This window comes from Acidovorax temperans, from assembly GCF_028596105.1.
GTDB lineage: Bacteria > Pseudomonadota > Gammaproteobacteria > Burkholderiales > Burkholderiaceae_C > Acidovorax > Acidovorax temperans.
This window is the reverse complement of the sequence record NZ_CP117194.1, coordinates 28242-40827: the sequence shown is the minus strand read 5'-3', so window position 1 is coordinate 40827 and position 12586 is coordinate 28242. Positions and strand designations below refer to the sequence as shown.

Here is a 12586-nt window from a genome sequence, read left to right as displayed (position 1 = left end):
AAGAGATATGGCTGTTGTTTCAAAGAAGTCCGAGCACGTTCTACCCAAGGGCGACACCACCTCACAAGCCAACCACTCTTCGCGTCGTGTGCGAGGCTGAAGGTGGCCGTATGGGACGCCGCCGCCTGACTGCCTACGAAGGCGAGCGGTGGGTGGCGTCGAGCTATTACGCTTGGAACGTCTGGGAAGGCCATTGCTGCGGGCAACTGCTGATGGACGATTTCCTGGCTTACGCTGAGCGGCAAGCTGCGGCCCAGGCCGCATAACGAGGAAAGATCAAGATGGAACAGGCCACCACAATTCAAACACTGATCAAGCCGCATGTGGATTTGGCAATGGCGCATCAGTTCCGTCTGGAGCTTGTGCATCCGCACACTCAGCAACGAATGACCCCTGCACAGCGTGAAGAGTTTTTGACGCTTGCTTTTGCGGAAATTGCAAAGGGCATGGGCATTGACCGTTTTATGCAAACCCCAGCCGAGAGGCTTGATCAATTTGCAGTCATGTCGGTGATGAAAAACCATGACACGGCGGGATTGCTGCGCAGCTTGGTCAACTCGTTCATGATCGCTTATGCGTGCCCAGAAACCAGCGAGAGGGCCTTCGCGGCACTGGTGCAGATCGAAGGACTTCGCGCCGAGGTGGCCGATTCCAAAGGCCAGGGTCAAATGACAAACAAGCCCGAGCTGCAGATTGCAGCCCGCGAACTGGAGGCGATTCTGGGTGCGTCGGCAGGCCCCAATCACACGCAGAAGACCCCTTTGTTCAAGGTGCTCGTTGGTGCAGATCGAATCTTTGTGAAGTCTGGCTACCCCCTCAAGGATGTCCCCAAGGTTTTCATGGGGTTTGCAGTAGAGCCGATTGTTGGGCACTCGATGTAAAGGAAAGTAATGGAGTTCATCTGTGAATCTTAACAATCTATCTTTGCAGGGCCTGAAAGAGGTTTTCCAGGCGGCTGATGATGAAGCTGGTCACCATGTGCTTTGGATCGATGCGAAGGGAGATGTTCGACTGGATCTCTTGACCGATGATCTGTCTCCCGTGGGTTTCCAAATAGCTCAGCCTGATATGCGAGTGCGCTTCGAAACATTCTGCCAGGGAAATGAATATGTTGGACAAAAGGCTGCGTCCGATGACAACTGGATGAATTTGCTGCTTGCGCGCTTGCAGAAAATTGAGCTAAGTGACAGTGCTAGTGTTCAATTTATTGAAACTTACTAATTTAAACTAATAAATAAACGTTCTCGTAGGGAAAGATGAATTTTCATTTCAACTCATCTATCAAATTCGCCTTTGTAGCCACTGCACTGGTCTCGACGGGTGTATTCGCGCAAGCACTTCCGAAAAAGGCTCCTTCTCGCTCTCCTGCGCAAACACAAGCGGCAGAAAAGGGGTGGGTCAAGGAGCCAAGCTCCTTCTTAGGCATTGAATTAAAGAAGCCACTGACCGTCCAAAATTGCCCCACAACGTACATCAGTCAGAATTCCAAGATGGTTATGATGGACTTTGAGGCTCTCAAGAGTATGGACGGGGTATGTATCGATACTCAGGATATAACATATCAATATCAACGCGGGGATAGCGGAAAGTTCAAGCTGTTTAATTTGCCAAACCTTGGTTTTACTTACAAGGTCTATCTCAATTTCAAAGCTGGGCTAGTCACATCCTTCACCATGGAGTTGGATCAGTCTGATTTTTCGACACTCTTGAATGTGTTCAAAGATCGCTATGGAGCCCCAACGTCCAGCCAAACCCATGTCTTTAAGGCAAAAAATGGTGGCGAATTTAATGCGACAGAAGTGGCTTGGAAGGGTAAGAACACTTCCATTTATATGTATGAGAGATTAGGTCGCTTGGATGAGTCTCATGTCTTGATTACAGACAATGAAGACCTCCAGGCCGAGCTGGATTCAAAACGAGATCAGCGTGCCTCAGAGTCCCAGAAATTCTGATGGCAAAAGTGGTGAAGATGATTTATTTGTTGTGGCTTTGATGAAAAATCAACCTTTCGATTGTTTTTCGAGGGTGTTCGCTCTTCCAGCCCTTGTCACAATGGCTGAGTAGATCTGGGCGATCATTTTAATAATCAAAATGCCCGCTCATGCGGGTTTTTTTATGGACTACCGAATGGATAACGTCACCACAAGCAAGTACCAGTTGCGTCGAATGTTCTTGATCAACGCAGGAACGAACAAAGCCCTGCCCAGTAATCGCATTACGGTGGTAGATCCTCGCGGCGGCGCATTGGTGACGGGGCCCAACGGTGTTGGCAAGACCATGACCCTCAGGTTGCTGCCGCTGTTCTTCGGCTTCTCGCCAAACCGTCTTGTAGGTGATGACTCCAATCGGGGAGGAATGGTGCCTTTCATCCTGCCCGAAGAAAGCAGCGCAATCGCCTTTGAATATCAGCGCGGAGACGAGAGCGAGCTGCGTTTGGCTGTCATGCGCCGTGAGCCGTCTGATTCAAGATCTCCGTTTTACCGGATCTTCAACTGTGGCTGGGATCAGTCGCTGTTTGTACGAGATGGCCTCTTCATCACCGATGAGGAGAGCAAGAGCCATCCTCACCGCCCTGAAGAGACGGTGATTCCTGCTGCCAGACGGCGATGCCCCGCCGCGAGAATGTTCCTGGCTGCATTCACATCGCGGTCGTGTACCGCGCCGCATCCGCTGCAAACCCATTCTCTTATTCGCAAACCTGCTCTACCTTTCGGACTGCTGGCGGGTATGACCCCGCAGCACGAACAAGTCTGGGTGGTGTAGTTTTCGTTGACTACCTCGAAGACGACACCGGCCTGATGGCTCTTGTATTCCAACATCGTCTTTAAGCTGGCCCAGCCCGCATCCAGCGTACTCTTGGCCATCTTGGTTTTGACCAGCTTGGCGCTGGCCACATCGCCGACAAAGATCGCTCCATAGTCCTTGACCATGGCGGTACTGAACTTGTGCAGCATGTCCTTGCGCTGATTCTTGATCTTGGCGTGGATGGCCTTGACCCGGCATTTCTTGCCTGCCCGCTGGGCGATACCCAAACGGGCTTCGAGCTTGCGATAAAAGCGCCCCTGGATGCGCTGGGCGTCCGAGGCCACAGCCGCTTCCTTGAGGCCCAGGTCGATGCCCACGCTGGCCGTCGCGGTGCTGGCCTTGGTTGACACCTTGACCACCACGTTCAAATACCAGCGTCCCCGGCTGTCTTCGCTGAAGGAACCGGCACGCAATTCGTAATCGGCCAGGCCGTAGCTGTCCCAGAGGCTGAGTTTCTGGCCAGCAAAGTGAATCTGCCCAGCCTTGTATTTGGCGTGCCCACCTTTGAACGGAATCCAGCCCAGCGAATACTTGGCCGATTTGGGGTTGCTCACCCGCCAGTTCAAGCGGGTCTTCTTGAACTGCTTGCGCCGCGTGGCGTACTCCACGCACACCAGTTGCACGGTGCCGCTGCCCACGCTCACGTCGTCGCATTTGCTGAATCCCGCCGTGAACTTTTGCAGGTCGTAGCCTGAGAGAAATTGGGGTTTGCCGTGGAAAGGTCGTGCTGCCTTAGCTGAAATAGCGTTGATGTGGTTCCACACCTGATTGACCTCGCGTGCCATCGCAGACAGCACGCGGGCGTGCTTGTCCTTGATGCGCAGCTTGAGGGTCTTGGTGGATTCCATCGCAGAAAAATATACTTGGCCTATGGCAAATAATCAAGAACTTAGATCAGGCAGGCACTGCGTTTTTATGATGCACGTTCATTTGGTCTTTGTGACCAAATACCGCAGGCATGTCTTTGACGCTGACGCGATCCAGAGGCTGCGCTTGCATTTCGCCAGCGTGTGCAAAGACTTTGAGGCCGAGTTGGTGGAGATGGACGGCGAGGACGATCATGTTCATCTGCTGGTGAACTACCCACCGAAGGTGGCCGTGTCCAATCTCGTGAACAGCCTCAAGGGCGTCTCTAGCCGCCTGCTACGCAAAGAGCGCCCGGACATTGCCAACAGGTACTGGAAGAATATGCTGTGGTCGCCTTCCTACTTTGCATCCTCGTGTGGTGGTGCGCCCATTGACGTGATCCGCAGGTACATCGAGCAACAGCAAACACCCCATTGAATGCCTATGCCCGCTTGCGCGGGCAGCGCTATCCTTCCCCGCCCAAATCAGGCGGCTTCGCCTCCAAGCTGCTGCGCAGCTAACTGACTTGGACGAGGCTTGCCGCGCATTTGGTCAACGTACCCCTGAGGAAGTTAAAGCAAAGTGCTCTGTTCGTTATGAGAACCAAGCGCTATTGTTTTAACTGGCCAAGCCATCTTGCATGGCTTTTAGCGAATTAATCGCACCGAAACCCCGATCACTGCTCATGCGGTGGCCGGGTTTTTTTTCGCCTGTGCTATTTGTTTAGGATTGGATTACATAATCGCGACCATTATTAGAGCCACACTGTCACCACCCAAATTCATGTACTACCTTCCTAAAACCAGCGTCAGGGCAAGGGTTTACCAATGCAATGCGATGGGGGCTAAACACCAAGACAGGTTAATATGGTGCCGCCGCTCTTATGGACACACTGCGAAGCCTTTCTGCTAGGCATCCTTTGCGGCATTTTTCACTGGTGCCTTAATTTGGATTACATATCGCCCGCCTCAGGGTAAAACAAGAATGTCACCAGGAAGGAGGTCGGCTGTACACACATAGGCCTTAGAGTGTTGTTTTATATGCAAAAAATAACACCAATGACTGCGGAAATTCGTTTTTCTTGGTAGTGATTTGATATTTGCAGCTGGAGAACTTAAAATCTGGTCTCACAGGTGCCCGCCATGACCAGTATTTCCAACCTCAGCGCTGATGAAATTTTCGAGCAATGGCTGCGCCACTGCGCGGTTTCTGACCGTCGTCCCATTTCGGAAGAAGACGCTGATGCGTATCGGTATATCTGGAGCACTTGGAAGCGTTTTCTGGATGGCGAACGAGGGCAGGGCAGTGAACCGCCTGTTCACTGGGCCGATGTGACGCCTCCTTTTGTCGTGACCTTTATCCAATCTGGAATACGCAGCAGAAAAACTGGAGAAGTAGTCAGCGCAATCACCAAGCGCCGTTATTGGCGCGTCCTGGTGCGCGTTTATGACCACGCCGTTGATAAAGGCGTCATCCCAGAAAATCCCGTCAGCTCTGTGGCCGACAGGGACAAGCCCCCGATTGAAAACCCGCTGGGCGCGATTCTTTCGCCTCGCGTGTGGGATCGCTGCATCCAAATGCTGGATGAGCCGATTGACCCCGAAATCGCCCAGCGTGAGATCGCGGTGCGCAACCGCGCTTTGCTGCGTGTACTGTTCGAGCTGGGGCTCACCCCGGCTGAGCTGCGCGGGCTGCTGGTGCATGCGTTCGTGGACAAGGCTGGTCAACAAGATGCCTCCATCAAGGTGGATGGCGAAAGCTACACCCGCGTGCGAGAGCTGCTGATCTCCGAGCACACCCGCCTGGGCATCGTGGAGTGGCTGCGGGTCAAGGCAACATCGCCTGTGCACGCTGCCAGCGAGATCCTGTTTTCTGGCAAAACAGGAAAGGTGCTCACCGACGAGCAGCTTTTGAACCTGGTGCGGTCCTTTTTGCTGAAGGCCTGCGCCTCTGTTGGTGAAGCCCCGCCACTGCGTCTGGGGCCACAGATTGTGCGCAACACCTTGCTGGTGCGGCTGCTGCGCGAAGGCGTTCACCAGGACGAGGTGGTATTGCGCGCGGGCCTGAAAAACGCCAAAGGCTTGCTCCACCTTCGTGAGCACTTGCCCGAGGGCCCACGGCTGAAACTGGCGGGAGCCACCAAGCGCAAGGATGATGAGCCGGTGGAACCTGAAGTTCGGCCGCTGCTGCGAGCGTAGGAATTACTTGGCTGGGTTCTTTAACAGGCCGTTGAAAAAATCCCCCGCCGACGCTGGCCTCGGCCAGTATGATCTGAAACGATCGGCGAACGACGCGGACGAGGACGATGAGAGGCAACCAAGACTTCCAGGGGGCGATGTTCAGCTACATCAGCCTTGAAGAGCGGGTACCGGCGACACACCCGCTGCGCAAACTGCGCGCCGTGGTCGATGCGCTGCTGGCGACGATGAACCGCGAGTTCGACGCGGTGTACGCCCGCCGGGGCCGCCCCTCGGTGCCGCCGGAGATGCTGCTCAAGGCCCTGCTGCTGCAGATCCTGTTCTCCATCCGCAGCGAGCGCCAGTTGGTCGAAGCGGTCAACTACAACCTGCTGTACCGCTGGTTCGTGGGCCTGAACATCGAGGACAAGGTCTGGGACCACTCCACCTTCAGCGCCAACCGCGAGCGGCTCTTCAACGAAGACTTGGCCCGCGCCTTCTTCGAGCGGGTCAAGCACACCGCCGATTGGGCGAAGTTGACCAGCGACGAACACTTCAGCGTGGACGGCACGCTGATCGAGGCCTGGGCCTCGCACAAAAGTTTCAAGCGCCGGGACGACGACCAAACCCCGACTGAGGGGCGCAATCCCGAGGTGGACTTCAAAGGACAGCAGCGCTGCAACGACACCCACGCCAGTACCACGGACCCCGATGCCCGGCTGTTCAAGAAGAGCGCGGGCGACAAGGCTCGCCTGTGCCACATGGGCCACATCCTGATGGAAAACCGCAACGGTCTGATCGTGGACGTGCAGATCACCCATGCCCGCGGCACCGCCGAGCGCGAGGCAGCGCTCGCGATGCTTGGGCGCCGGGACAACAAGAACAAGCGGGCTACGGTCGGGGCCGACAAGGGCTACGACAGCAAGGCCTTCATCAAGGGCTGCCGAAAGCTCAAGGTCACGCCGCACGTGGCGGCCAAGGACAAGCACTCGGCGGTGGATGCCCGGATCACCCGACACGAGGGCTACAAGACCAGTCAGAAGGTGCGCAAGCGCATTGAGGAGGCCTTTGGCTGGATCAAGACCGTGGGTGGTCTGGCCAAGACCAAGCTCATCGGTCAGGCCAAGCTCACGGGTCAGGCGCTGCTGTGCTTTGCCACCTACAACTGGGGTAGCGCATGGGCAGCATCGGCGGCTGGTGGGACGCGCATCATGCGTGAGCCCGGGGATACGTGCGCCCGAAATGGGCGAGATGGCCTGCAAACAGGCCAGATTGGCCGGTGCAATCGCTGCGCAGACGCGTCTGGGCCACTCGTTTCTTCGAAAACAGCGTCCCTGATGCGTTCGATGCCCACTTTTTCAACGGCCTGTTAAGCTGCACTCGATCATTTAGCTTTCCTCTTTTCGTCGTTTCTTGTAGCTCCCGCTCTCACCCCGGATAGCTACACTCTGGCCATCTCGAAACCCGCTGTAGGCTTGGCTGGAAGCGGGTTTTCTTTCTCGAAAAGCAGTTTTAAAACAGCGCAATCTGGGCGGCATTGACTTTTTTTTCTTGAAACTGAGGCAGCCCTACCAGTATCTTCATGCTGGCGAACTGTTTTTCAGTCACCGTCAAAACACGCACCGAGCCTTGTGCGGGTAGGTTTGTCAGCAAGCGCTTCATGTGCTTCTCTTCTGCATCGCCGCCATTCAATATGCGGCCATACACTGAGAACTGGATCATGTCGTAGCCATCGGTGAGTAAAAAACGGCGGAACAAGGTGTAAGCCCGTCTTTCGGCTTTAGTAGTCACCGGCAGATCGAAGAACACCATCATTCGCATGAATCGTCTCGTGGCCTGTCCCATGCTGTAGCTACATCTCAAATCTGTGTTGATGTAGGCCTATTAACGTTGGTAGCTCCAGCACCTGTTCATTGCCACCGTCCAGCAGCCTGGCCAGCGACTCTGCAGCTTGCTCTATGGACGACAGAACGCTCATGCGTCCCCGTGGCATGGCCACATCCACGTTCAGTAGCCCCACAAGCGCCACCTTGTCATTGGGGCGTAGTTCGCCATCTGCCACAGCGGGACAGCTTTGCGCCACATGCAAGTCCACGATAGCGCGATAGGGTTCGATCAGGTCGTCAGCTAGATTGAAAGCGTTTTGTTCGCTACTGTGAAACAGCCCCACGCTGGGTAGCATGCCATGCGCCACCAACGCTCGGGCACAAGCGCCGCGCATCACAGCGTAGCCATAGTCCAAGGCAGCATTGATCCAACCCTCCTGGCTGCGGTGAAAGCGAAGCCCGAACACTTGAGGAAAGGGGTATCCGTTTTCCGTGATTGATTTTCCTGCCTAAGCTCTCGATGTAATTACACCTGCAATCCGTGTTTTGCGATTGACGCGACTGCTATGTATTGCTATCATAAAACCGTTTTCAATGATTGATGGAGTGCAGCGACATGACCCTTTTTGATGCGCTTGGTTTCCGATGGGACAGATCGGCAGTACCGACTTCCGTTCCGGCTCACTCGCTTGAGCGGGTCTGTTTCCGCTTCCACAAAATGCTGCCCGAGTTCGTCTGGGATGCTTCGGTGCTTGAAGGCAATCCCTTCACCTTCCCCGAGGTCAAGACCCTGCTGGATGGTGTGACTATCGGCGGACGGAAGATTTCAGATCAAGAGCAAATTCTGAACCTCGCGGAAAGCTCCAAGCGCCTGCTGGCGATGGTCAAGAGCGGTCAGTTTTCCCTCACCAAGACCGTGTTCATCGAACTGAACGGCATTGTCGCTCGCAAGGAAGCCTTGGAATGGGGATTGTTTCGTGGCGAAGGTCAAGAGACAAACTACACCCCGGATGTTGGCCTCGGCGAGCGTGGACGCTATACACCGCTGCCGACACTCCCCGGCGCACCGGAACTGAACCGAGTGTTCAGCGAAGGCGTGTCAGCACTGCAAGAGTGCGAACCATTTGAACGTGCAACGGCTTTCTTTCTGTTCGGCGCGTTGCAGCAATTCTTCTTCGACGGCAACAAGCGCACGTCGCGCTTCATGATGAACGGCGTCCTCATGTCTCACGGCATCGACGCCATCAGCGTGCCCGCTGCCAAGGCGCAGGAGTTCAACGAGAAGATGGTGCGCTTCTATCTCTCGAAGGACGCCACGGAGATGATGGATTTCCTCGCCGGGTGCCACCCGGATGCAGAGGCAATTCTTCCTCCACCAGAAGAGGATCGAGATCACGACAGCGGAATGGAGCCGTAACCATGCAATGGATCAAGTTGACCGACAGGATGCCGAACCTCGATGAGCATGATCGGGTGTTGATCTACACCGAAGGCTCTGACTTCAATGGAGAGCAGGTATTCGATGTGAAGGCGGAAACATTGAACGAGTGTTTCTATGCCGACCCCGAGGATCAACCAGAGGTGTGCAAGCATGCCACGCATTGGGCTGTGCACCCTCGTGACGCGGGACTGCATCCGACAAGGCAGCAAGACGATTTGCTGGCGCTGCTGGCAGACATCAAGCGCCTTGACGCCCAGAATCTTTCCCTCGATCTGCCGCAGGATATTCGTGCTCGCATCGAGCGCGCCTTGATTGGTTGGGGCGATCTGACCGCCGAGCAAAAAGCAACCGATGCCTTGCGCTCACTCATGGATGCCCTGCCTACCGGAACGCAAACGTCCATGACCGTGTTTCGGCCAGAGGTGAACGGCAAGAAGGCGGGCGCGGTTAAGGCATTTTTGATGGCCGACAACCCGGATGATCTGCGCTGCGCCCAGTGGGTCATTGCCAACGGATCGGCCAAGCGGAGAGACGGCGATGAGTGAAGCATTGGAGCGTGTCATCGCCGAGCAGCAGAAGGAAATCGACCGCCTGCGCTTGATGGAAAAGAACAACGCCGATCGTTGGCAACACGAAAACAAGTCGGTGGAGCGGATGGCGCTCGCGGCATTCAGCGTATTGAACCATCCCGAAAGCCCTGAATGTCATTTTGAACTCAAGCAGGCCGTCATGGCGATGGGGTTCTGCCCGCGTTGCGAATGGCGCCCTTGTGAATGCGAGTGTCAATATGACGACTGATGCCAAACTGACAAAAGAGCAAGAAGCGATGTTCCAGCCGGGCTGCTTCGTGGTCTTGCATCCTGACAGCAAACACCTGGACGCTGGCCGTGTGGGCAAGATCGTCAGTCGCAAGGGCGGCGAAATGCTGGTCGAATTCTTCTCGGATGAACTGATCGGTAAGACTGAGTACAGCACGATCCCGCTCGGCCACTGGGGGCCGGTGCCGGAGTTTTTTGTCGAGGAATATGAGCCTCGCGCCAAGAAACGCGGCTGGCGGGTTTCGGAGCGCGGCATGAAGATGTTTCGTGATCTTGGTTGGGGTTACACGGCGGCCACGGAGGGCAAGGCATGACCACCGAGCAGACCATTCAGGACGTGGCGATGATCGCTCGCAATGGAATTGATCGCGTGATCGAGCTTGAGCGGGAGAACAAACGGCTTGCGGAAGCCCTCGCTAATGCGAATGAACAGGCAGAGCGCTTCGAGCGTGAATGGTATTTGCGCGGCGATGAAATCGAGCGGCTACAAGAAGTATCGGATGAGATGTTTGCGGCGATGACGGCGGCGCTGTTGCTTGCCCCGCACTCCAGCGGAGCCTACGGCGTGCTGAATGAGGCAATCAAGAATATTCAGCCCAAGTGGATTCGCCACGGTGAGGTGACATCGTGAGCTTCGATGATTTCAGCGATCTGGTTGAGGCGCACTTGATGCAAGAACAGGAATGGACGGAGATTCAGGTAGCCGACTTCATCAGTCCGCGCACGCGGCGACTGATTCAGGCATATCAGGAAGGCGATTCGGTTGCTGCAACGGCATCCATCCTGCTGGCTGAACCGCCTGTACAACAGCACTGGGAATAACCATGACCAAACGATACTCCACCTGTCAGACAGTAGGCGAACTCCGCGAAGCGCTCAGCGGCATACCTGATGACGTGGCATTGTTCGGTGACGTGGAAGAAGATCGTTACGTTTCTGTCACTGTCGATCTTGATAAGGTAGCCGGAAATGCTGTTTGCCTGGAACCGGGGCCGCTTGTAGCAGAGGTGATGGACCGTCTCATCGACGCAAGTGGCGCGTATTGCAATGGCTACGAAGCTGCGCGCCGAAACATTCCTGAAAACGAAGCGGTCGCCGACGCGAGACGATCATATGGCGAGGCATTGGCAGAGCATTTCCAATTGGGATATGCAGAGTATCGCAACAAAGCGATTGATGGAAAAGCCTGACCATGCCAGCGAACATCCTCAATCTTCCCTGCTATAAGGTATTGAGCATCCAAGAGAACGAGCATGATTACTACATCGACGTTGAAACGCTGCACGCGCCAACGTCCTGCCCGCACTGCCAGTCGAGCAACCTCGTAGGCTTTGGTCGCCGGGAGCAAATGGTCAAAGACTTGCCTATGCACGGGCGGCGGGTCGGTCTATACATCGACACCCGACGCTATCAGTGCCGGGGTTGCGGCAAGACCTTCTATGAGGTGCTGCCCGAGATCGACGAGAAACGCTTGATGACCAAGCGGCTTGCCCAGTGGATGGGCAAGCAGGCCATTAAGCGCACCTTTGCCAGCATCGCAGAAGAGGTCGGTTGCACGGAGTTCACCGTCCGATCCGTGTTCAGCGACTATGTGAACGAGTTGGAAAAGACGATCCGATTCGAGACGCCGAAGTGGATGGGCATCGATGAAATCCATCTCATCAAGCCGCGTGGCGTGATCGCCAACATCCAGAACAACACCATCGTCGAGCTACTGCCGAACCGCAACAAGGATACCGTGGTGCGCTTCCTGCACCACTTGGAAGGCAAGGAGCGCATCCAGTACGTCGCCATGGATATGTGGACGCCGTACCGCGATGCTGTCCGAGCGGTCATTCCGCAGGCCGAGATCGTGGTGGACAAGTTCCACGTCGTCCGTATGGCGAATGATGCGATGGAGCGTGTCAGAAAGAGCTTGCGCGAGTCCTTGACGCCAAAACAACGTCGCGGGTTGATGCACGACCGCTTCGTGTTGCTCAAGCGCGAGCGCGACCTGAACGACAAGGAACGGTTGAACCTTGACGGCTGGACGAAGAACTACCCGGAGCTTGGTGAAGCCTACCGACTCAAGGAGCAATTCTTCGGCATCTACGATGCCGCGTCACCAGACGAGGCACAAGCCAAGTTCATCCAGTGGCAGAAGAGCATTCCATCCGAGATTGCAGACGCCTTCGCTGACATCGAGCGGGCGTGGGGTAACTGGACAATGCCGATCCTCAATTACTTCAATCATCCCGTTACGAACGCCTACACCGAGAGTCTAAACAGCCTGATTCGCGTCATGAATCGTCTTGGCCGTGGTTACTCGTTCGAGGCGCTTCGAGCCAAGATTCTGTTCGCCGAGGGCGCTCATAAACACAAGCTGTCGCGGCCAAAGTTCGAGCGCAAGGAGCGCCGGCAGGTGGAACCGGAGCCGGTCATGATGTACGGACTACCCGGTAACTTCAAGAACTTCGAGATAGGGGAATCATTGGCTCGCATGGTGCCGAAACCGGCTCCCGAGCCGAAGCCCTATATCCCAAAATCAACCGATTCGGAAAAGCCGGAAAAGAACTACGGCGTCGATATTTCAACACTGATCCGCATGATCGAAAACGGTGAGCTATGAACCCGTTTCAATCACGAAAATCGGATAGCCGAGGAAAGTAATACGCGCTTGCCTGCGCTTCCATG

Annotated in this window: 17 protein-coding genes and 2 pseudogenes; 16 read left to right on the top strand and 3 right to left on the bottom strand. The window is 55.4% G+C overall.

What is annotated here, in order from left to right; genetic code table 11:
* The first annotated feature begins 110 nt into the window (after nt 1-110).
* The 5 genes and pseudogenes from PQV96_RS21320 to PQV96_RS22370 all read left to right on the top strand — a co-directional run.
* On the top strand, nt 111-266 hold the full coding sequence (locus PQV96_RS21320) for a hypothetical protein (RefSeq protein WP_156445112.1): 156 nt from the start codon (nt 111-113) through the stop codon (nt 264-266).
* Between the two features lie 15 nt (nt 267-281).
* Nucleotides 282-881 (top strand): hypothetical protein, encoded by a 600-nt coding sequence (locus tag PQV96_RS21315; protein ID WP_066695294.1) that lies wholly within the window; start codon nt 282-284, stop codon nt 879-881.
* Nucleotides 882-903: 22 nt separating this feature from the next.
* Nucleotides 904-1221, top strand: coding sequence for a hypothetical protein (locus PQV96_RS21310; RefSeq protein WP_273625370.1), 318 nt, complete (start codon nt 904-906; stop codon nt 1219-1221).
* Between the two features lie 35 nt (nt 1222-1256).
* On the top strand, nt 1257-1952 hold the full coding sequence (locus PQV96_RS21305; protein WP_273625369.1) for a hypothetical protein: 696 nt from the start codon (nt 1257-1259) through the stop codon (nt 1950-1952).
* Nucleotides 1953-2091: 139 nt separating this feature from the next.
* Nucleotides 2092-2502, top strand: a pseudogene (locus PQV96_RS22370) (ATP-binding protein); the annotation flags it as partial.
* Nucleotides 2503-2564: 62 nt separating this feature from the next.
* Here PQV96_RS22370 and PQV96_RS21300 read toward each other — a convergent pair.
* Nucleotides 2565-3653 carry an RNA-guided endonuclease InsQ/TnpB family protein gene (locus tag PQV96_RS21300; RefSeq protein ID WP_273625368.1) on the bottom strand — a complete coding sequence of 363 codons (1089 nt, stop codon included), beginning with the start codon at nt 3651-3653 and terminating at the stop codon, nt 2565-2567.
* A 22-nt stretch (nt 3654-3675) separates the two neighbouring features.
* On the opposite strand from PQV96_RS21300, the gene tnpA reads away from it, so the two are divergent.
* The 3 genes and pseudogenes from tnpA to PQV96_RS21285 all read left to right on the top strand — a co-directional run bounded on the left by tnpA (nt 3676) and on the right by PQV96_RS21285 (nt 7047).
* On the top strand, nt 3676-4089 hold the full coding sequence (gene tnpA / locus PQV96_RS21295; RefSeq protein WP_142085862.1) for an IS200/IS605 family transposase: 414 nt from the start codon (nt 3676-3678) through the stop codon (nt 4087-4089).
* Between the two features lie 695 nt (nt 4090-4784).
* On the top strand, nt 4785-5849 hold the full coding sequence (locus PQV96_RS21290; protein WP_273625367.1) for a tyrosine-type recombinase/integrase: 1065 nt from the start codon (nt 4785-4787) through the stop codon (nt 5847-5849).
* A 107-nt stretch (nt 5850-5956) separates the two neighbouring features.
* Nucleotides 5957-7047 (top strand): annotated as a pseudogene (locus tag PQV96_RS21285) (IS5 family transposase).
* Between the two features lie 293 nt (nt 7048-7340).
* Here the strand turns inward: PQV96_RS21285 and cas2 are convergent.
* Both cas2 and PQV96_RS21275 read right to left on the bottom strand, forming a co-directional pair.
* Nucleotides 7341-7649 (bottom strand): CRISPR-associated endonuclease Cas2, encoded by a 309-nt coding sequence (gene cas2, locus PQV96_RS21280; protein WP_082763146.1) that lies wholly within the window; start codon nt 7647-7649, stop codon nt 7341-7343.
* Between the two features lie 31 nt (nt 7650-7680).
* Entirely contained in the window at nt 7681-8070 is a 390-nt protein-coding gene (locus PQV96_RS21275; protein WP_273625366.1) for a CRISPR-associated endonuclease Cas1, read from the bottom strand.
* 200 nt (nt 8071-8270) lie between these two features.
* Between PQV96_RS21275 and PQV96_RS21270 the strand changes: the two genes are divergently transcribed.
* Genes PQV96_RS21270 through PQV96_RS21235 form a run of 8 tightly spaced genes read left to right on the top strand, consistent with a single transcriptional unit; the run spans nt 8271 to nt 12521 of the window.
* The gene (locus tag PQV96_RS21270) at nt 8271-9071 is read left to right on the top strand and encodes a Fic family protein (RefSeq protein ID WP_273625365.1); all 801 of its coding nucleotides are present in this window, start codon (nt 8271-8273) and stop codon (nt 9069-9071) included.
* A gap of 2 nt (nt 9072-9073) precedes the next feature.
* Complete coding sequence (locus PQV96_RS21265; RefSeq protein ID WP_096452993.1) at nt 9074-9640, top strand: DUF551 domain-containing protein; 567 nt, start codon at nt 9074-9076, stop codon at nt 9638-9640.
* Nucleotides 9633-9893 carry a hypothetical protein gene (locus PQV96_RS21260; RefSeq protein ID WP_157748697.1) on the top strand — a complete coding sequence of 87 codons (261 nt, stop codon included), beginning with the start codon at nt 9633-9635 and terminating at the stop codon, nt 9891-9893. Before PQV96_RS21265 ends, PQV96_RS21260 begins: the two co-directional genes overlap by 8 nt.
* The gene (locus PQV96_RS21255; protein WP_157748696.1) at nt 9883-10227 is read left to right on the top strand and encodes a hypothetical protein; all 345 of its coding nucleotides are present in this window, start codon (nt 9883-9885) and stop codon (nt 10225-10227) included. Before PQV96_RS21260 ends, PQV96_RS21255 begins: the two co-directional genes overlap by 11 nt.
* Nucleotides 10224-10544, top strand: coding sequence for a hypothetical protein (locus PQV96_RS21250; RefSeq protein ID WP_096452987.1), 321 nt, complete (start codon nt 10224-10226; stop codon nt 10542-10544). The genes PQV96_RS21255 and PQV96_RS21250 overlap by 4 nt, the downstream gene beginning before the upstream one ends.
* Entirely contained in the window at nt 10541-10735 is a 195-nt protein-coding gene (locus PQV96_RS21245; protein ID WP_096452985.1) for a hypothetical protein, read from the top strand. The genes PQV96_RS21250 and PQV96_RS21245 overlap by 4 nt, the downstream gene beginning before the upstream one ends.
* Nucleotides 10736-10737: 2 nt before the next feature.
* Complete coding sequence (locus tag PQV96_RS21240; protein WP_157748695.1) at nt 10738-11103, top strand: hypothetical protein; 366 nt, start codon at nt 10738-10740, stop codon at nt 11101-11103.
* A 2-nt stretch (nt 11104-11105) separates the two neighbouring features.
* Nucleotides 11106-12521, top strand: a complete 1416-nt coding sequence (locus PQV96_RS21235) for an ISL3 family transposase (protein WP_273625364.1) — start codon at nt 11106-11108, stop codon at nt 12519-12521.
* The last annotated feature ends 65 nt before the right edge of the window (nt 12522-12586 follow it).